At 51.5% G+C, this 16730-nt stretch carries 18 protein-coding genes and 1 riboswitch; of the genes, 11 read left to right on the top strand and 7 right to left on the bottom strand.

The window, feature by feature from the left end:
- Positions 1-15 precede the first annotated feature (15 nt).
- Both ACLJTG_RS06835 and nudF read right to left on the bottom strand, forming a co-directional pair.
- Positions 16-438: a DUF1249 family protein gene (locus ACLJTG_RS06835; protein ID WP_000833404.1), complete on the bottom strand. Its 423-nt coding sequence runs from the start codon at positions 436-438 to the stop codon at positions 16-18.
- The gene (nudF, locus tag ACLJTG_RS06830) at positions 435-1067 is read right to left on the bottom strand and encodes an ADP-ribose diphosphatase (protein WP_001231950.1); all 633 of its coding nucleotides are present in this window, start codon (positions 1065-1067) and stop codon (positions 435-437) included. Before nudF ends, ACLJTG_RS06835 begins: the two co-directional genes overlap by 4 nt.
- A gap of 200 nt (positions 1068-1267) precedes the next feature.
- Here nudF and tolC point away from each other — a divergent pair, with 200 nt between their 5' ends.
- The 3 genes from tolC (at position 1268) to ACLJTG_RS06815 (ending at position 4796) form a co-directional block, all read left to right on the top strand.
- Positions 1268-2743, top strand: coding sequence for an outer membrane channel protein TolC (gene tolC / locus ACLJTG_RS06825; protein ID WP_072100461.1), 1476 nt, complete (start codon positions 1268-1270; stop codon positions 2741-2743).
- A 212-nt stretch (positions 2744-2955) separates the two neighbouring features.
- Complete coding sequence (locus tag ACLJTG_RS06820; protein ID WP_000831528.1) at positions 2956-3627, top strand: DUF1190 family protein; 672 nt, start codon at positions 2956-2958, stop codon at positions 3625-3627.
- 5 nt (positions 3628-3632) lie between these two features.
- Positions 3633-4796, top strand: a complete 1164-nt coding sequence (locus ACLJTG_RS06815; protein WP_000442833.1) for a glutathionylspermidine synthase family protein — start codon at positions 3633-3635, stop codon at positions 4794-4796.
- A gap of 61 nt (positions 4797-4857) precedes the next feature.
- Here the strand turns inward: ACLJTG_RS06815 and ygiD are convergent, their stop codons facing one another.
- Entirely contained in the window at positions 4858-5646 is a 789-nt protein-coding gene (gene ygiD, locus ACLJTG_RS06810) for a 4,5-DOPA dioxygenase extradiol (protein WP_001520560.1), read from the bottom strand.
- A 140-nt stretch (positions 5647-5786) separates the two neighbouring features.
- Here ygiD and zupT point away from each other — a divergent pair, with 140 nt between their 5' ends.
- On the top strand, positions 5787-6560 hold the full coding sequence (gene zupT / locus ACLJTG_RS06805; RefSeq protein ID WP_000115874.1) for a zinc transporter ZupT: 774 nt from the start codon (positions 5787-5789) through the stop codon (positions 6558-6560).
- A gap of 66 nt (positions 6561-6626) precedes the next feature.
- Here the strand turns inward: zupT and ACLJTG_RS06800 are convergent, their stop codons facing one another.
- On the bottom strand, positions 6627-6803 hold the full coding sequence (locus ACLJTG_RS06800) for a hypothetical protein (protein ID WP_000469259.1): 177 nt from the start codon (positions 6801-6803) through the stop codon (positions 6627-6629).
- Between the two features lie 399 nt (positions 6804-7202).
- Between ACLJTG_RS06800 and ACLJTG_RS06795 the strand changes: the two genes are divergently transcribed.
- Genes ACLJTG_RS06795 through dsbI form a run of 3 tightly spaced genes read left to right on the top strand, consistent with a single transcriptional unit; the run spans position 7203 to position 10382 of the window.
- On the top strand, positions 7203-8999 hold the full coding sequence (locus tag ACLJTG_RS06795) for an aryl-sulfate sulfotransferase (RefSeq protein WP_000460259.1): 1797 nt from the start codon (positions 7203-7205) through the stop codon (positions 8997-8999).
- A 19-nt stretch (positions 9000-9018) separates the two neighbouring features.
- On the top strand, positions 9019-9690 hold the full coding sequence (locus tag ACLJTG_RS06790; RefSeq protein WP_000096230.1) for a thiol:disulfide interchange protein DsbA/DsbL: 672 nt from the start codon (positions 9019-9021) through the stop codon (positions 9688-9690).
- 14 nt (positions 9691-9704) lie between these two features.
- Positions 9705-10382, top strand: coding sequence for a protein-disulfide oxidoreductase DsbI (gene dsbI / locus ACLJTG_RS06785; RefSeq protein ID WP_000345576.1), 678 nt, complete (start codon positions 9705-9707; stop codon positions 10380-10382).
- A gap of 170 nt (positions 10383-10552) precedes the next feature.
- On the opposite strand, the gene ribB is transcribed toward dsbI, so the two are convergent.
- The gene (ribB, locus tag ACLJTG_RS06780) at positions 10553-11206 is read right to left on the bottom strand and encodes a 3,4-dihydroxy-2-butanone-4-phosphate synthase (protein WP_001076978.1); all 654 of its coding nucleotides are present in this window, start codon (positions 11204-11206) and stop codon (positions 10553-10555) included.
- A gap of 105 nt (positions 11207-11311) precedes the next feature.
- A riboswitch (FMN riboswitch) is annotated at positions 11312-11510 on the bottom strand.
- 132 nt (positions 11511-11642) lie between these two features.
- On the opposite strand from ribB, the gene ubiK reads away from it, so the two are divergent.
- On the top strand, positions 11643-11939 hold the full coding sequence (ubiK, locus tag ACLJTG_RS06775) for a ubiquinone biosynthesis accessory factor UbiK (RefSeq protein ID WP_000566824.1): 297 nt from the start codon (positions 11643-11645) through the stop codon (positions 11937-11939).
- Between the two features lie 73 nt (positions 11940-12012).
- Here ubiK and glgS read toward each other — a convergent pair whose 3' ends face one another.
- Positions 12013-12222, bottom strand: coding sequence for a cell surface composition regulator GlgS (glgS, locus tag ACLJTG_RS06770; protein ID WP_000928927.1), 210 nt, complete (start codon positions 12220-12222; stop codon positions 12013-12015).
- Between the two features lie 257 nt (positions 12223-12479).
- On the opposite strand from glgS, the gene ACLJTG_RS06765 reads away from it, so the two are divergent.
- The 3 genes from ACLJTG_RS06765 to ACLJTG_RS06755 all read left to right on the top strand — a co-directional run bounded on the left by ACLJTG_RS06765 (position 12480) and on the right by ACLJTG_RS06755 (position 15097).
- Positions 12480-13100: an OB-fold-containig protein gene (locus ACLJTG_RS06765; RefSeq protein WP_001728637.1), complete on the top strand. Its 621-nt coding sequence runs from the start codon at positions 12480-12482 to the stop codon at positions 13098-13100.
- Positions 13101-13118: 18 nt separating this feature from the next.
- The gene (locus ACLJTG_RS06760) at positions 13119-14798 is read left to right on the top strand and encodes a flotillin family protein (protein WP_000342882.1); all 1680 of its coding nucleotides are present in this window, start codon (positions 13119-13121) and stop codon (positions 14796-14798) included.
- A gap of 239 nt (positions 14799-15037) precedes the next feature.
- Positions 15038-15097, top strand: coding sequence for a type I toxin-antitoxin system Ibs family toxin (locus ACLJTG_RS06755; protein ID WP_111754053.1), 60 nt, complete (start codon positions 15038-15040; stop codon positions 15095-15097).
- A 159-nt stretch (positions 15098-15256) separates the two neighbouring features.
- Here ACLJTG_RS06755 and hldE read toward each other — a convergent pair whose 3' ends face one another.
- Entirely contained in the window at positions 15257-16690 is a 1434-nt protein-coding gene (hldE, locus tag ACLJTG_RS06750; RefSeq protein WP_000867682.1) for a bifunctional D-glycero-beta-D-manno-heptose-7-phosphate kinase/D-glycero-beta-D-manno-heptose 1-phosphate adenylyltransferase HldE, read from the bottom strand.
- Between the last annotated feature and the right edge of the window lie 40 nt (positions 16691-16730).

Genomic DNA, 16730 nt, shown 5'->3' with positions numbered 1-16730 from the left:
TTAGGTTTCACGACGCTAATAAACCGGAATCGCCATCGCTCCATGTGCTAAACAGAATCGTAGCCAGTCGGCCAGAAACTGATTAATTTGATGCTTTTCGTCGCGTTGATGCAACTTTTTATTTGGATAATCATACCGCGCTTTGAAGCGAAAGATCTGCTGGCTTGAACACACTTCAGCCACCATCGCATCATGGTAGAGGCGCACCGTCAGCGACGGCAGGCTCCAGTAGGTGATGGCTGGCGCCGTTTGCTCGATCGTTACAAGCGTAGTGTATCGGGTCGATTCCACAATCGTTAACCGATATTGTACGTTGCCCACCTGATAGCTCACCGTTTCACCGGGGGCGTCATTGCGCGGCAGCAGGCGGCGCAATTGCGAAAAATTGGTTTCGCACAAACGCATCATTTCTGGGAAGTCAGGTGTATAACGCTTCATTTTTTCCACTCGTTTTTTAACTCTTGATGATGCAACTGAAGCCATTGCAAAGCGATGACTGCGGCTGCGTTGTCGATTTTCCCCTCTTCTACCCACTGGTATGCCTGTTCCCGGCTTACCACATGAACCCGAATATCTTCGTTTTCATCCGCCAGACCATGAATACCTGCCGCGGTCGTGGCGTCCACTTCACCCACCAGAATAGATGAGCGCTCGCTGGTTCCTCCTGGGCTCGCCAGGTAACTGATGACCGGTCGGGTGCGGCCTACGGTCAGCCCCGCTTCTTCCATCGCCTCCCGCCGGGCGACCGCCTCAATGGTTTCGCCTTCTTCTATCATGCCGGCGACCATCTCCAGCAGCCACGGCGTAACGCTTGTGTCATACGCGGCAATACGAATCTGTTCGACCAGCACCACCTCGTCACGTTCAGGGTCAAAGGGTAGCAAGACGGCGGCGTGCCCGCGCTCAAAAATTTCGCGCTTTACCTCGCCACTCATTTCTCCGTTGAATAAACGATGGCGGAATCGATACACATCCAATGAAAAAAAACCGCGATAGCGCGTTTCCCGTGCAATAATTTCTACATCGCTTTTGGTGAAAGTAACTGGCAAGTTGTCTGATTTACGCATTGTGCTGCCCTGCTAGCAATAATGATTAAATGATGAATTTCAAGGGTGGTTGACTGCTGTTTTATCACCCTTGTGGTAAATTGGTGCCAATTAAGGCTCGTATGGCACGTAACGCCAACTTTTTGCAGTGGCGGATTCTGCTAGAATCAGCAATTATTTTTACAAATTGATCAGCGCTAAATACTGCTTCACAACAAGGAATGCAAATGAAGAAATTGCTCCCCATCCTTATCGGCCTGAGCCTGTCGGGGTTCAGCACACTAAGCCAGGCAGAGAACCTGATGCAAGTTTATCAGCAAGCACGCCTGAGCAACCCGGAATTGCGTAAATCCGCTGCCGATCGCGATGCTGCATTCGAAAAAATTAACGAAGCGCGTAGTCCTTTACTGCCGCAACTGGGTTTGGGTGCCGACTACACCTACAGCAACGGTTATCGCGATGCGAACGGTATCAACTCCAATGAAACCAGCGCTTCCCTGCAATTAACGCAGACGCTATTTGATATGTCGAAATGGCGTGGGCTCACCCTGCAAGAAAAAGCAGCAGGCATTCAGGATGTCACCTATCAGACCGATCAGCAGACGCTGATCCTCAATACCGCGAACGCGTATTTTAAGGTATTGAACGCTATTGATGTGCTTTCCTATACCCAGGCGCAAAAAGAGGCTATCTACCGTCAGTTAGATCAAACGACGCAACGTTTTAACGTGGGTCTGGTCGCCATTACCGACGTGCAAAACGCCCGTGCGCAATATGATACCGTACTGGCGAATGAAGTGACCGCCCGCAACAACCTGGATAACGCGGTAGAAGAGCTGCGCCAGGTAACCGGCAATTATTACCCGGAGCTGGCGTCGCTTAACGTCGAACATTTTAAAACCGACAAACCCAAAGCTGTTAATGCGCTGCTGAAGGAAGCGGAAAACCGTAACCTGTCGCTGTTACAGGCGCGTTTAAGTCAGGATCTGGCGCGCGAGCAAATCCGTCAGGCGCAGGATGGTCATCTGCCGACGCTGAATTTAACGGCCTCAACCGGCATTTCTGATACCTCTTATAGCGGTTCTAAAACCAACTCCACCCAGTACGACGATAGCAACATGGGGCAGAATAAAATCGGCCTTAACTTCTCCCTGCCGCTGTATCAAGGCGGGATGGTTAACTCGCAGGTAAAACAGGCGCAGTATAACTTCGTCGGCGCAAGCGAACAGCTGGAAAGCGCGCACCGTAGCGTGGTGCAGACCGTACGTTCTTCCTTTAACAATATTAACGCCTCCATCAGCAGCATCAACGCGTATAAACAGGCGGTCGTTTCCGCGCAAAGTTCTTTGGATGCAATGGAAGCCGGTTACTCGGTCGGTACACGTACCATTGTTGACGTACTGGATGCCACCACCACTCTGTATGATGCCAAGCAGCAACTGGCCAACGCGCGTTATACCTATTTGATTAATCAGTTAAATATCAAATATGCGCTCGGTACGCTGAACGAGCAGGATCTGCTCGCGCTTAACAGTACGTTGGGTAAACCTATCCCGACGTCGCCGGAAAGCGTAGCGCCGGAAACGCCAGAGCAGGATGCTGCCGCAGACGGTTATAATGCCCATAGCGCCGCGCCGGCAGTACAGCCGACCGCCGCTCGCGCCAACAGCAATAACGGCAATCCATTCCGGCATTGATAAGTTATTCGCTGGCGCTGCGCTTATCAGACCTGTGCCCTTGTAGGTCTGGTAAGCGCGGCGCTACCTGTCATGAAGCCGCGCCTGAACGTAAGGCAACGTAAAGATCCTGCTATTCCGCCGCATTCTCGCCTTTTCTCGCTTCAATTTCGACCAGTCATCCTCTATTCTGAAGGCATGTTGTATTTACCACTGGGTCCTGGAAGACAAATATGAAACGGACAAAATCCATCCATCACGCATCATTTCGCAAAAGCTGGAGCGCGCGGCATTTAACGCCGGTCGCCCTGGCGGTTACGGCTGTTTTTATGCTGGCTGGCTGTGAAAAAAGCGATGAAACCGTATCGCTGTATCAAAACGCTGATGACTGTTCAGCGGCGAATCCGGGCAAAAGCGCGGAGTGTACAACCGCGTATAACAATGCGCTGAAAGAGGCCGAACGTACTGCGCCTAAGTACGCTACACGCGAAGATTGCGTCGCTGAGTTTGGCGAAGGTCAGTGCCAGCAAGCGCCCGCACAGGCTGGCATGGCGCCGGAAAATCAGGCGCAGGCCCAACAATCCAGCGGCAGTTTCTGGATGCCGCTCATGGCCGGTTACATGATGGGGCGTCTGATGGGCGGCGGCGCAGGCTTTGCGCAACAGCCGCTGTTTAGCTCGAAAAACCCGGCCAGCCCTGCATACGGCAAATATACCGATGCGGCAGGTAAAAACTACGGCGCGGCGCAACCGGGCCGGACAATGACCGTACCGAAAACCGCGATGGCGCCGAAACCTGCCACCACAACAACCGTTACCCGCGGCGGTTTTGGCGAATCCGTCGCCAAACAGAGCACCATGCAGCGTAGCGCTGCCGGTACTTCAACACGTTCGATGGGCGGCTGATACGCATGGAAAGAGTCAGTATTACCGAGCGCCCGGACTGGCGCGATAAAGCGACTGAATACGGGTTTAATTTTCACACTATGTATGGTGAACCGTACTGGTGTGAAGACGCTTATTACAAGTTAACGCTCGCCCAGGTGGAAAAACTGGAAGACGTTACCGCCGAGCTGCACCAGATGTGCCTCAAGGTAGTAGAACGCGTCATCGCCAGCGATGAGCTGATGACGAAGTTTCGTATTCCAAAACATACCTGGGGTTTTGTTCGCCAGTCCTGGCAAACGCAACAACCGTCGCTCTATTCCCGCCTCGATCTGGCCTGGGACGGTATCGGCGAGCCTAAGCTGCTCGAAAATAATGCCGACACGCCAACGTCGCTGTATGAAGCGGCGTTTTTTCAGTGGATTTGGCTGGAAGATCAGATCAACGCGGGCAATCTGCCGGAAGGCAGCGATCAGTTTAATAGCCTGCAGGAAAAGCTGATTGAACGCTTTGCTGAACTTCGCGAGCAGTACGGTTTTCAGTTGCTGCATCTCACCTGCTGTCGCGATACGGTTGAGGATCGCGGCACCATTCAGTATTTACAGGACTGCGCGGCCGAAGCGGAAATCGCCACCGAATTTCTCTATATCGACGATATTGGTCTGGGGGAAAAAGGCCAATTTACGGATCTGCAGGATCAGGTCATTGCGAACCTGTTCAAGCTCTATCCGTGGGAATTTATGCTGCGCGAGATGTTTTCCACCAAGCTGGAAGATGCCGGCGTGCGCTGGCTGGAACCGGCCTGGAAAAGCATTATCTCCAATAAAGCGTTGTTGCCGCTGTTGTGGGAGATGTTCCCTGACCATCCGAATCTGTTGCCTGCGTATTTCGCCGAAGACGAACATCCGCCAATGGATAAATATGTCGTGAAACCGATCTTCTCCCGCGAAGGGGCGAACGTATCGATTATTGAGAACGGTAAAACGATCGAATCCGTGGAAGGCCCGTATGGCGAAGAGGGTATGATCGTGCAACAGTTCTATCCGCTGCCAAAATTCGGCGACAGTTACACCCTGATTGGTAGCTGGCTGATTAACGATCAGCCCGCCGGAATTGGTATCCGTGAAGATCGGGCGCTGATCACCCAGGATCTCTCCCGCTTCTATCCGCATATTTTTGTCGAAGGATAGATTTTCCTGTAAGCCCGATGCGCGTAGCGCCATCGGGCAATCATTCCGCGCCTTATCCGGCCTACCCCACCTGCACCGACAACATACTTATACTGCCCATCTCAATACCGTCGACCGGGATGGTGATAGGTTCCTTGCCGTCCCAGGCGCCAAGTACATACAGCAAAGGCAAAAAGTGCTCCGGCGTCGGGTTCGATAAGGCGCCCCCTTCATGTTGCAGATAATTCACCAGCGGGTGCTGTTCTACCGGCCCCTGCCACGTCAGGTTGGCTTTCACAAAGTCATTAAATGACGCCGCCCAGGGATACGGTATATTGTCACCGTGCCAACGCACAGTCCGCAGGTTATGAACCACATTCCCGCTGGCCACCAGCATCACGCCTTCGTCACGCAGCGTCGCCAGTTTACGGCCCACCTCAAAATGCCATGCCGCCGGTTTGGTACTATCAACACTAAGCTGCACCATCGGGATATCCGCATTCGGGTACATCTTGATCAATACGCCCCAAGAGCCGTGATCAAATCCCCACGCTTCTTTATCGAGCGCGACGGGAACGGGAGCCAACAGTTCAACCAGACGCTGCGCCAGCGCAGGCGATCCAGGGGCCGGATAATGCGTGTCATACAGCGCCTGCGGAAAACCGCCAAAATCATGGAGAGTTTGCGGCCTTTCCATCGCTGTGACGCCAGTCCCACGGGTATACCAGTGCGCCGACACCACCACTATCGCCTGTGGTCGCGGCAGGGCTTCCCCCAATCGCCGCCAGGCGCGGGTATAATCATTATCGTCCAGCACGTTCATCGGGCTGCCATGCCCCAAAAACAATGCTGGCATACACGTTAAAGACATGATGTTATCCTTACAGGAAAGACATTTTGTTAACATCACCATACGCTTTCTTCACAGAGGAAGAACTCAGATAACTATGATGAAGATCATCAGTTATTTTGAAGGTCAGGTTCGGACGGCAAATTGATAAGGAGTAATGGATGTCAGTACCACTTATTCTGACCTTACTGGCGGGCGCTGCCACCTTTATTGGCGCGTTTCTTGGCGTTCTTGGCCAAAAACCGTCTAACCGCGTGCTGGCTTTTTCGCTGGGCTTCGCCGCAGGGATTATGCTGCTCATCTCGCTGATGGAGATGCTGCCCGCCGCGTTAGATACCGAGGGGATGTCGCCTGTACTGGGCTACGGGATGTTTATTATCGGCCTGTTGGGCTACTTCGGGCTGGATCGCCTGCTTCCTCACGCTCATCCGCAGGATCTGGTGCAAAAAAGGCAGCAGCCGCTTCCCGGCTCGATAAAACGCACTGCGATTTTATTGACGCTCGGCATTAGCCTGCACAACTTTCCGGAAGGGATCGCCACCTTTGTCACTGCCAGCAGCAATCTTGAACTGGGTTTCGGCATCGCACTGGCGGTGGCGTTGCACAATATTCCTGAAGGTCTGGCGGTTGCCGGTCCGGTTTATGCCGCGACGGGCTCAAAACGTACCGCGATTTTTTGGGCCGGTATCTCCGGCATGGCGGAAATTCTTGGCGGCGTGCTGGCGTGGCTGATTTTGGGCAGTCTGGTTTCGCCAATCGTTATGGCGGCTATCATGGCGGCAGTCGCCGGTATTATGGTGGCGCTCTCCGTCGATGAACTGATGCCGCTGGCAAAAGAGATCGATCCTAACAATAACCCCAGCTATGGCGTGCTTTGCGGTATGTCCATCATGGGGCTCAGTCTCGTCATTTTGCAGACTATAGGTATCGGTTAAGAGAAACGTCGCGCCGGATGCAGGCCTTTAGCCAGGCAACATCCGGCTTCCCGTCAAGGATATGCGCTATTTCTGCTCATTCATCACGCTGTCGCCTTCGCTCGTCTGGCGAAAACGTTTCGTTCGCGCTTCAAGTAATGCATCTCTGTCTTGCCGAAACGCTCTGCAATAACGCTTCATATGGCAAATATACCCTACTACCACCAGAACGATTAATATTATCCAATACCAGGCAATAAACATCCTTTTTACCCTTAAAATTTAACATCACTAAACATTTAACGTTAAAATTTTACATACCCTTATTTTGACGTATTCATATACTGGCATATTTGTGGAACAAATAAATGATTTTGATCATATAAATCAGTGGTGAAACACAATAATGAAAGAGGTATTAAGCAGAAAACAATGTCGATAAGATCACACTTCGTACTAATTTATATTGTTCTTAAAATATCACACTCCTACTATCGACTCACTCAGGCAATTAAAAAATATTGATACAGAATATACTTTAAAATAAGTAACAGCATCATGACTTATATTTAAAGACCAATCATTTACCTCATTTATTATTCATAAAAACATAGTATATTCAGAAGTATTATATTTAGAAGTTGTATATAAGGAGATATATCCATGTTTGACCAATACCGGAAAACAATACTTGCCGGTGCCGTCGCACTGACATGCGGACTCACCGCAGCCAGTACGTTTGCCGCAGGTTTTCAACCGGCACAGCCCGCAGGAAAATTAGGCGCAGTCGTTGTCGATCCTTACGGAAATGCCCCTCTCACCGCGCTGGTGGAATTAGATAGCCATATTATTTCAGACGTTAAAGTTACTGTACATGGCAAAGGGGAAAAAGGCGTTCCTGTTACTTATACTGTTGGGAAAGAGTCTTTAGAAACCTATGACGGTATTCCTATTTTTGGCCTTTATCAGAAATTTGCCAACAACGTCACGGTAGAATATAAAGAAAACGGCAAAGCCATGAAGGATGACTATGTGGTGCAGACGTCCGCCATCGTCAACCATTATATGGATAACCGTTCTATTTCAGATCTCCAGCAAACGAAAGTTATTAAAGTTGCGCCAGGATTTGAAGATCGCCTTTATCTGGTAAATACCCATACCTTTACGCCGCAGGGCGCTGAATTTCACTGGCACGGCGAAAAAGATAAAAATGCGGGCATTCTTGATGCCGGCCCGGCGGGCGGGGCTTTGCCTTTCGATATCGCCCCTTATACGTTTGTGGTCGACACCCAGGGTGAATATCGCTGGTGGCTGGATCAAGATACCTTCTACGACGGCCACGATATGAATATCAACAAACGCGGCTACCTGATGGGTATTCGTGAAACGCCTCGCGGCACCTTTACCGCGGTGCAGGGCCAACACTGGTACGAGTTTGACATGATGGGGCAAATTCTTGCCGATCATAAACTGCCGCGCGGGTTCCTGGATGCGTCTCATGAATCCATCGAAACCGTGAACGGCACCGTACTGCTGCGCGTCGGCAAACGCGATTACCGCAAAGAAGACGGCATACATGTTCATACTATTCGTGACCAAATCATTGAGGTCGATAAGTCTGGCCGCGTAGTAGACGTTTGGGATTTAACCAAAATCCTCGACCCTATGCGTGATGCGCTGCTCGGCGCGCTGGATGCGGGCGCAGTATGCGTGAACGTCGATCTGGCCCATGCCGGACAGCAGGCGAAACTTGAACCGGATACGCCGTATGGTGATGCGCTTGGCGTTGGTGCCGGTCGTAACTGGGCGCACGTCAACTCTATCGCTTATGACGCGAAAGACGACTCCATCATCCTTTCTTCCCGCCATCAGGGTATTGTAAAAATTGGTCGCGATAAGCAGGTGAAATGGATACTGGCACCGTCTAAAGGCTGGAATAAGCAGCTAGCCAGTAAATTGCTGAAACCGGTAGACGATCATGGTAAGCCGTTGACCTGTGACGAAAACGGCAAGTGTAAGGACACCGATTTCGATTTCACCTATACCCAACATACGGCATGGCTTTCCAGCAAAGGCACGTTAACGGTCTTTGATAACGGCGATGGTCGCGGCCTGGAGCAACCGGCTCTACCGACCATGAAGTATTCCCGTTTTGTCGAATATAAGATCGATGAGAAGAAAGGCACCGTACAACAAGTTTGGGAATACGGTAAAGAACGTGGATATGATTTCTATAGTCCTATTACCTCGGTTGTTGAATATCAAAAAGACCGCGACACCATGTTCGGCTTTGGCGGTTCTATTAACCTGTTCGATGTTGGTAAACCAACAGTCGGCAAACTGAATGAGATTGACTATAAAACGAAAGAAGTGAAAGTTGAAATTGATGTGCTGTCGGATAAACCCAACCAGACTCACTATCGTGCGTTACTGGTTCATCCAACGCAAATGTTTAAATAAATAACGGGAAGGAATTAATATGTCATCTAAATGGATTACCTCTTTATTTAAAAGCGTAGTATTAACCGCGGCATTGGTCACTCCTTTTGCGGCATCGGCTTTTACCGAGGGCACAGATTATATGGTTCTGGAGAAACCAATTCCTAATGCGGATAAAACGCTGATTAAGGTATTTAGCTATGCCTGCCCTTTCTGCTACAAATATGACAAAGCCGTAACAGGTCCGGTTTCTGATAAAGTAGCCGATCTCGTTACGTTCACCCCGTTCCACCTGGAAACAAAAGGCGAATATGGAAAACAGGCCAGCGAAGTATTTGCAGTCCTGATCGCCAAAGATAAAGCTGCCGGGATTTCGTTATTTGATGCTAAATCACAATTCAAAAAAGCGAAGTTCGCCTGGTATGCGGCTTACCATGATAAGAAAGAGCGCTGGTCAGATGGGAAAGATCCGGCGGCATTTATTAAAACCGGGCTGGACGCCGCAGGCATGAGCCAGGCTGATTTTGAAGCAGCGCTGAAAGATCCTGCCGTTCAGGAGACTCTGGAAAAATGGAAAGCCGCCTATGACGTTGCCAAAATTCAGGGTGTTCCGGCTTACGTCGTCAACGGCAAGTACCTTATCTATACCAAAAACATCAAATCCATCGATTCTATGGCTGAACTCGTTCGGGAACTGGCCACTAAAAAATAAGCAGGGAAACGATTATGGATTTTATTAAGGGATTATGGCGAGACCTACGCGCAAGACCAGTAGATACGCTGGTGAGATGGCAGGAACAGCGCTTTCTGTGGCTGTTAATGGCCATCGCGATGGGAGGGTTAATTATCCTGGCGCACTCGTTCTTCCAAATCTACCTCTACATGGCACCGTGCGAGCAGTGTGTTTACATCCGTTACGCGATGTTTGTGATGGTAATTGGCGGGGTGATTGCGGCGATAAATCCCAAAAATATCGTGCTGAAGCTGATTGGCTGCATCGCGGCGTTTTATGGCAGCATTATGGGCATTAAGTTTTCTATTAAGCTTAATGGTATCCATCATGCGGTACATAATGCGGACCCCGATTCACTTTTTGGCGTGCAAGGATGTTCGACTGACCCTACCTTTCCTTTCAACTTACCGTTGGCGGAATGGGCACCGGAGTGGTTTAAACCTACCGGAGACTGCGGTTATGACGCGCCTATCGTCCCTGATGGCGTAACGCTCAGTAGCGTACAGCAGTGGTTTGTCGATCTCTACCAGCAGTCCGAAGGCTGGTATCTGCTTCCGCCCTGGCACTTTATGAACATGGCGCAGGCATGTATGTTGGCCTTTGGGTTGTGCCTGATTCTGCTGCTGGTGATGAGCGGCGCCTGGGCATTGAAACTGGCCAGAGGCAAATAACCTGAATAGATAAACCAAAGCAGAGGTCTGCATTCAGGCCTCTGCTTTTCTCACAATAATTTTACCATTCAGCTTATTCGTCGTTCTTTGAAACTGAACAATATGGCACCGAAGGAATACAAAAAAGCCGATGACATCTCATCGGCTTTTTTCAACCATGATCCGTTCGATCAGCTGGCTTTGCGCTCATGCGCCTGGCGGTAAGCCACCAGATCTTCAATCGTGACTACCGCCATATTATGCTGGCCTGCAAACGCGATACACTCCGGCGCGCGCGCCATCGTCCCATCGTCGTTAGTCAACTCGCACAGTACACCTGCAGGTTTAAAACCGGCCAGCGTCATCAGATCGATGGTCGCCTCCGTATGACCGCCGCGCGTCAGCACGCCGCCCGCCTGAGCGCGCAGTGGGAAAACGTGCCCCGGACGGTTAAGATCGGACGGTTTTGCGCCATCCTTAATTGCCGCACGCACCGTAGTGACACGGTCAGCGGCGGAAACGCCGGTGGTCACGCCTTCTGCGGCTTCAATGGTCACGGTAAAACCGGTGCCGTAGGCGCTGGTGTTGTTTTCCACCATCATTGGCAAGTCGAGCTGCTTACGACGATCTTCAGTAATACACAGACAAACAATACCGCTACCGTGACGAATGGTTAACGCCATCTGTTCTACGGTCATCGTCTCTGCGGGGAAAATCATATCGCCTTCGTTTTCACGATCTTCATCATCAAGCACCATCACACCGCGTCCTTCACGCAGCGCATCCAGTGCAAGTTCAACACGTTCAAAAGGCGTACCAAAAGAGGAAAGTAGCGTCTGATTCATGGTAAAAAAACCTCATTAACATTATGGTTACCAGAATCAGGGCAGTCTTAGGAGTGCCGACAAGCGGCAAAAAAATAACGTGAGCGGGTCCATGCCCGACTGGATCGTTACCCTCTCCCATCCGGACTTTAACCGTCGGCCCCGGAATTACACCGGATCTGCTGACCTTTTCGCTATGGCAAAAAGCGCTCGCGGGCTTTCAACCTGCTCTCCGCGTTCCGTCACGGCGCGCCGTGATGAGAAATGCGTTAAACATCGCTGATTTACCGCCGGTGGGGAATTTCGCCCCGCCCTGAGAATAAGCGGGTTAACTATAACGCTATTGATTACCTTCATCAACGCCTTTACTCCGTATGACGTCACACAATTCTGGTTTATGGCGTCCACATATCGCACTACAATAAGAGCTAACACTTACCAGTTCAGGGAAACCACAATGATTGACCCGAAAAAAATTGAGCAAATCGCACGCCAGGTTCATGAGTCAATGCCGAAAGGTATTCGCGAGTTCGGGGAAGATATCGAGAAAAAAATCCGTCAAACGCTGCAATCTCAGCTGACGCGTCTCGATCTGGTGAGCCGCGAAGAGTTTGATGTCCAGACTCAGGTCTTGCTGCGCACCCGGGAAAAACTGGCGCTGCTGGAGCAACGCCTCAGCGAACTGGAAGCTCGCGACAAGCCTGAAGAAGTAAAACCTGCGCCCGCCATCCCGCCAGTCGATCCACAAGAGTAAAAACGTGAACGGGCCTGACGGCCCGCTCATATAAGATCTGAATAATGCCCTGCACCTGTAAAGGGAGCCTGCATTAGTGTTCTAATTCTAACCTTTTCGCCTGAGTCGCCTGCTGGCAGTAAAGCGCGTAACGCTTGCAAAACCAGTCGCGGTGCTCCTCGTCCATATTGCCGGTTACCGCCTGGATATCAACAGGACGCCCCTCCGCCTGCATTCTGGCAAAACTGCGCGCCAGAAAATCGAAATTATTTAATGAATAGACGTTATTGTTGTTCATCAGCATACCCTCCAGTTATTGAATTCTGTTAAGGCTATATGCTTTTTCTGATTTCAGTATTTCCCTATATGTACGGCGGTTTTATACATAACGTGCGCAAATTTAATGCGCAAAATCACAATATTCACCAAAGATAACGACGGATAAATCGCTTTTCGGACTTAAGGAGATATGGGTCACATGATATTGTAACGCAATGAAATAACAAGCATGAAAATTATCACGCGAACATCCTTCTGAAGGCGGCGACAAGGATAGAAAATATGACCTTATTTGCGGAGTATAACAGCCCCTATCTGTTTGCCATCGCGTTCGTTTTCTTTATCGGCGTGCTGGAGATGATTTCTCTGATTTTTGGCCACTTTCTTTCAGGCGCGCTCGACGCCCATCTCGATCATTATGATGCCCTGTCATCCGGCCCTGCGGGCCAGGCGCTTCATTATCTGAATATTGGACGCGTTCCCTCCCTGGTCGTCCTCTGTCTATTGGCCGGCTATTTCGGCCTCTTCGGTATCCTCATCCAGCATGGCGGGATCATGCTCTGGCAGGCGCCGCTCAGCAATCTGCTGCTGGTCCCGTTAAGCATTGTCCTGTCGGTCTTTGCCGTGCATTACAGCGGAAAAATCCTCGCGCCCTGGCTACCCAGAGATGAAAGCTCCGCCCTCCGGGAAGAGGAATTTATCGGCGGCATGGCGATTATTACCGGCCACGCCGCCGTCGCCGGAACACCTTGCGAAGGAAAATTTACCGATAAGTTCGGCCAGATTCACTATTTACTGCTGGAACCCGAAAAGGGAAAAGAATTTAAAAAAGGAGACAAGGTGCTGATTGTCTGCCGACTTTCCGCAACGCGTTATTTGGCTGAGCGTACCTTCTATGTTTAATTGAGAGGAACTTACATAATGGATGATGTTTTTGGCATATTGCCATCATGGATGTTTACCGCCATCGTGGCGGTTATCGTCTTACTAATTATCGGGATCATTTTTGCTCGCCTTTATCGCCGCGCATCTGCGGAACAGGCGTTTGTCCGTACCGGGCTTGGCGGGCAAAAAGTGGTGATGAGCGGCGGCGCTATTGTGATGCCAATCTTTCACGAAATTATTCCGATCAATATGAATACCCTAAAACTTGAAGTCAGCCGTGCTACCGTCGACAGCCTGATCACCAAAGATCGTATGCGCGTTGACGTGGTCGTCGCTTTCTTCGTACGTGTAAAACCCTCTGTTGAAGGTATTGCCACCGCCGCACAAACGCTTGGCCAGCGAACGCTGTCGCCGGAAGATCTGCGTATGCTGGTTGAGGATAAATTCGTTGACGCCTTACGCGCTACCGCGGCCCAGATGACGATGCATGAGCTACAGGATACGCGTGAAAACTTCGTTCAGGGCGTACAAAACACCGTTGCGGAAGATTTGTCGAAAAACGGCCTGGAACTGGAAAGCGTCTCATTAACCAACTTTAACCAAACGTCCAAAGAGCATTTCAACCCAAACAACGCCTTTGATGCCGAAGGTCTGACGAAACTGACGCAGGAAACCGAACGCCGCCGTCGTGAACGTAATGAAGTGGAACAGGATGTGGAAGTGGCGGTGCGCGAAAAGAACCGCGACGCGCTTGAACGCAAGCTGGAAATCGAGCAGCAAGAAGCCTTTATGACTCTGGAGCAGGAGCAACAGGTTAAAACCCGCACCGCCGAACAAAACGCCAAAATTGCCGCTTTTGAGGCCGAGCGCCATCGTGAAGCAGAACAGACGCGCATTCTTGCTGAGCGGCAGATCCAGGAGACGGAGATCGAACGTGAGCAAGCAGTACGGTCCAGGAAAGTTGAGGCCGAGCGTGAAGTACGTATTAAAGAGATAGAACAGCAACAGGTGACAGAAATCGCCAACCAGACGAAATCTATCGCCATTGCCGCCAAATCCGAGCAGCAATCGCAAGCGGAAGCGCGCGCCAACGACGCGCTGGCCGATGCGGTTCGCGCCCAGCAAAACGTAGAAACCACCCGCCAGACCGCCGAAGCGGATCGCGCCAAGCAGGTCGCTCTGATCGCCGCGGCGCAGGATGCGGAAACCAAAGCGGTCGAACTGACCGTTCGGGCAAAAGCAGAGAAAGAAGCGGCAGAATTGCAAGCCGCCGCCATCATCGAACTGGCGGAAGCAACGCGTAAAAAAGGTCTGGCGGAAGCCGAAGCGCAACGGGCGCTGAATGACGCTATCAACGTACTATCTGACGAACAAACCAGCCTCAAATTTAAACTAGCGCTCTTACAATCGTTGCCTGCTGTTATTGAGAAGTCTGTTGAACCGATGAAATCCATCGACGGCATTAAGATTATTCAGGTCGATGGCCTCAATCGCAGCGCGACGGCGGGCGACGTCGCCGCTGGCGGCGCTAACGGGGGAAACCTGGCGGAACAAGCCTTATCTGCCGCGCTCACCTATCGTACCCAGGCGCCGCTGATCGATTCGCTGTTAAACGAGATTGGCATCGCCGGCGGCTCGCTAAAGGCGCTGACCACACCGTTGGTTTCATCGGCAACGGATGAGATTAATCGCGAAGCAACGGTAAAAGAGCAATAACCCCCCGCTATATCTCCTGTCCCTGGCCATAAGGCCGGGGATTTTTTTATCTTTTTTCCACCTTGTCTGTACAAAGCGTTATGACCAGCAGGCCATTTTGCGTGGGCGATCCAGTAACGCAAAATCGGCGGGAGAAAGCCCTTGCGCCAGACAGGCCACTCACCAACAATCGCGATGTCAGCAAGGGGCTGAAACGGGAAAGCCCCTCCCGAGGAAGGGGCTTTAATAAGGAAAGGGTTATGATGCAACAGGTCATCATACTGATTGTTCTGTTACTGATAAGTTTCGCAGCTTACTAACAGACAATCAGAGGGGGGAGAGATCCCCTCTCACCCTTATTCCTTTACTTTAGGTCGAAAAAAAAGCAGCGTCAACCGCGAGATACGCGTCGAAACAAAATGTCCGACGCGCCTTCAAAATCAGCGCCCGCCGCGTCTGTAACGCCTGATGACGCGGTTTTACTTCTCGCTCTCGGTCTGGATCTTTTTGATGATATTGGTCGTGGAACAACCATCTTCGAAGTTCAGCACCATGACTTCACCGCCGTTGGCCCAGACCTCTTCGCTGCCCGCGATCTCTTCCGGCTTATAGTCGCCGCCTTTTACCAGCAGATCCGGCAGAATACCGGCAATCAGTCGTTGCGGCGTATCCTCTTCAAAAGAGACAACCCAGTCGACCGACTCCAGCGCGCCCAGCACGATCATACGCTGTTCGAGCGGATTAACCGGACGGCTTTCGCCTTTCAGACGTTTAGTCGAGGCGTCACTATTGACCGCAACAATCAGGCGGTCGCCCAGTTTGCGCGCGTTCGCCAGATAAGAGACGTGGCCCGCGTGCAGAATATCGAAAACGCCGTTGGTCATAACCACTTTCTCGCCACGCTTACGCGCGCTGGCGACGGCCTGTCTCAACTCCTCTTCGGTCATGACGCCGAAGCCGGTATCCGCGCGTCCGCGCACTGCGTTTTCCAGCTCAATAGGGGAAACCGTTGACGTCCCGAGTTTACCTACCACTACGCCCGCCGCCGCATTGGCGAAATAACACGCCTCTTCCAGGGTATTTCCCGCCGCCAGCGTCGCCGCCAGCACGCCGATCACCGTATCGCCCGCACCGGTAACATCATAAACTTCCTGCGCCTGCGTCGGCATATGTAGCGGCGCTTTATTCGGTTGCAGCAGCGTCATTCCCTGTTCGGAACGCGTGACCAACAGCGCGGAAAGGTCGTAATCGGCAATGAGCTTCATACCACGTTCAACCAGTTCGTCTTCGCTTTTACATTTCCCCGCAACCGCCTCGAATTCAGAAAGGTTTGGCGTCAGCAGCGTGGCGCCGCGGTAACGTTCAAAATCCGTTCCTTTCGGATCGATGAGCACCGGCACGCCCGCCTGGCGCGCCAGGGAAATCATAGTCTGCACGCTGGTCAGAGCGCCTTTGGCATAATCGGACAATACCAGCGCGCCGATCGATCCCAGCGCCTGGTTGATACGCTCATGCAACGGCTGCGGGTCCACGCCCTCAAAGCCTTCTTCAAAATCAAGACGAATGAGCTGCTGATTACGTGATAGCACGCGCAGTTTGGTAATCGTCGGATGCGTCGGCACAGAAACGAAGTCGCACTTCACATTGACCTCCGCCAACGTTTTGCTCAGCGCGCGCGCGGCGTCATCAATACCCGTCAGGCCGACCAGACGGGCGTTCGCTCCCAGAGACGCAATGTTCATCGCCACGTTCGCCGCGCCGCCCGGACGTTCCTCAACGGTATTTACCTTAACCACGGGCACCGGCGCTTCCGGTGAAATACGGCAAGTGGGGCCATACCAATAGCGATCCAGCATTACATCACCCACAACCATGACGCCTGCACGTTCAAACGCTGGCAGATTTACTTTCATTCCTGTCTCCTGAGAGATTCAAAATTTGCGCGCGATAATA

It is taken from the genome of Salmonella sp. SAL00672, assembly GCF_046552175.1.
GTDB lineage: Bacteria > Pseudomonadota > Gammaproteobacteria > Enterobacterales > Enterobacteriaceae > Salmonella > Salmonella enterica.
Note: the sequence above shows the minus strand (reverse complement) of the source record. Positions and strands in the feature narration are given on the sequence as shown.

Excerpts from the sequence above, each read along its gene's own strand:
- ACLJTG_RS06765 (WP_001728637.1), top strand. The coding sequence starts at position 12,480 with ATGACCTTATTTGCGGAGTATAACAGCCCCTATCTGTTTGCCATCGCG.
- ACLJTG_RS06760 (WP_000342882.1), top strand. The coding sequence starts at position 13,119 with ATGGATGATGTTTTTGGCATATTGCCATCATGGATGTTTACCGCCATC.
- ACLJTG_RS06795 (WP_000460259.1), top strand. The coding sequence starts at position 7,203 with ATGTTTGACCAATACCGGAAAACAATACTTGCCGGTGCCGTCGCACTG.
- ACLJTG_RS06820 (WP_000831528.1), top strand. The coding sequence starts at position 2,956 with ATGAAACGGACAAAATCCATCCATCACGCATCATTTCGCAAAAGCTGG.
- ygiD (WP_001520560.1), bottom strand. The coding sequence starts at position 5,646 with ATGTCTTTAACGTGTATGCCAGCATTGTTTTTGGGGCATGGCAGCCCG.
- hldE (WP_000867682.1), bottom strand. The coding sequence starts at position 16,690 with ATGAAAGTAAATCTGCCAGCGTTTGAACGTGCAGGCGTCATGGTTGTG.
- ribB (WP_001076978.1), bottom strand. The coding sequence starts at position 11,206 with ATGAATCAGACGCTACTTTCCTCTTTTGGTACGCCTTTTGAACGTGTT.
- ubiK (WP_000566824.1), top strand. The coding sequence starts at position 11,643 with ATGATTGACCCGAAAAAAATTGAGCAAATCGCACGCCAGGTTCATGAG.
- tolC (WP_072100461.1), top strand. The coding sequence starts at position 1,268 with ATGCAAATGAAGAAATTGCTCCCCATCCTTATCGGCCTGAGCCTGTCG.
- nudF (WP_001231950.1), bottom strand. The coding sequence starts at position 1,067 with ATGCGTAAATCAGACAACTTGCCAGTTACTTTCACCAAAAGCGATGTA.
- ACLJTG_RS06800 (WP_000469259.1), bottom strand. The coding sequence starts at position 6,803 with ATGTTTATTGCCTGGTATTGGATAATATTAATCGTTCTGGTGGTAGTA.
- ACLJTG_RS06790 (WP_000096230.1), top strand. The coding sequence starts at position 9,019 with ATGTCATCTAAATGGATTACCTCTTTATTTAAAAGCGTAGTATTAACC.
- dsbI (WP_000345576.1), top strand. The coding sequence starts at position 9,705 with ATGGATTTTATTAAGGGATTATGGCGAGACCTACGCGCAAGACCAGTA.
- ACLJTG_RS06835 (WP_000833404.1), bottom strand. The coding sequence starts at position 438 with ATGAAGCGTTATACACCTGACTTCCCAGAAATGATGCGTTTGTGCGAA.
- ACLJTG_RS06815 (WP_000442833.1), top strand. The coding sequence starts at position 3,633 with ATGGAAAGAGTCAGTATTACCGAGCGCCCGGACTGGCGCGATAAAGCG.
- glgS (WP_000928927.1), bottom strand. The coding sequence starts at position 12,222 with ATGCTGATGAACAACAATAACGTCTATTCATTAAATAATTTCGATTTT.
- zupT (WP_000115874.1), top strand. The coding sequence starts at position 5,787 with ATGTCAGTACCACTTATTCTGACCTTACTGGCGGGCGCTGCCACCTTT.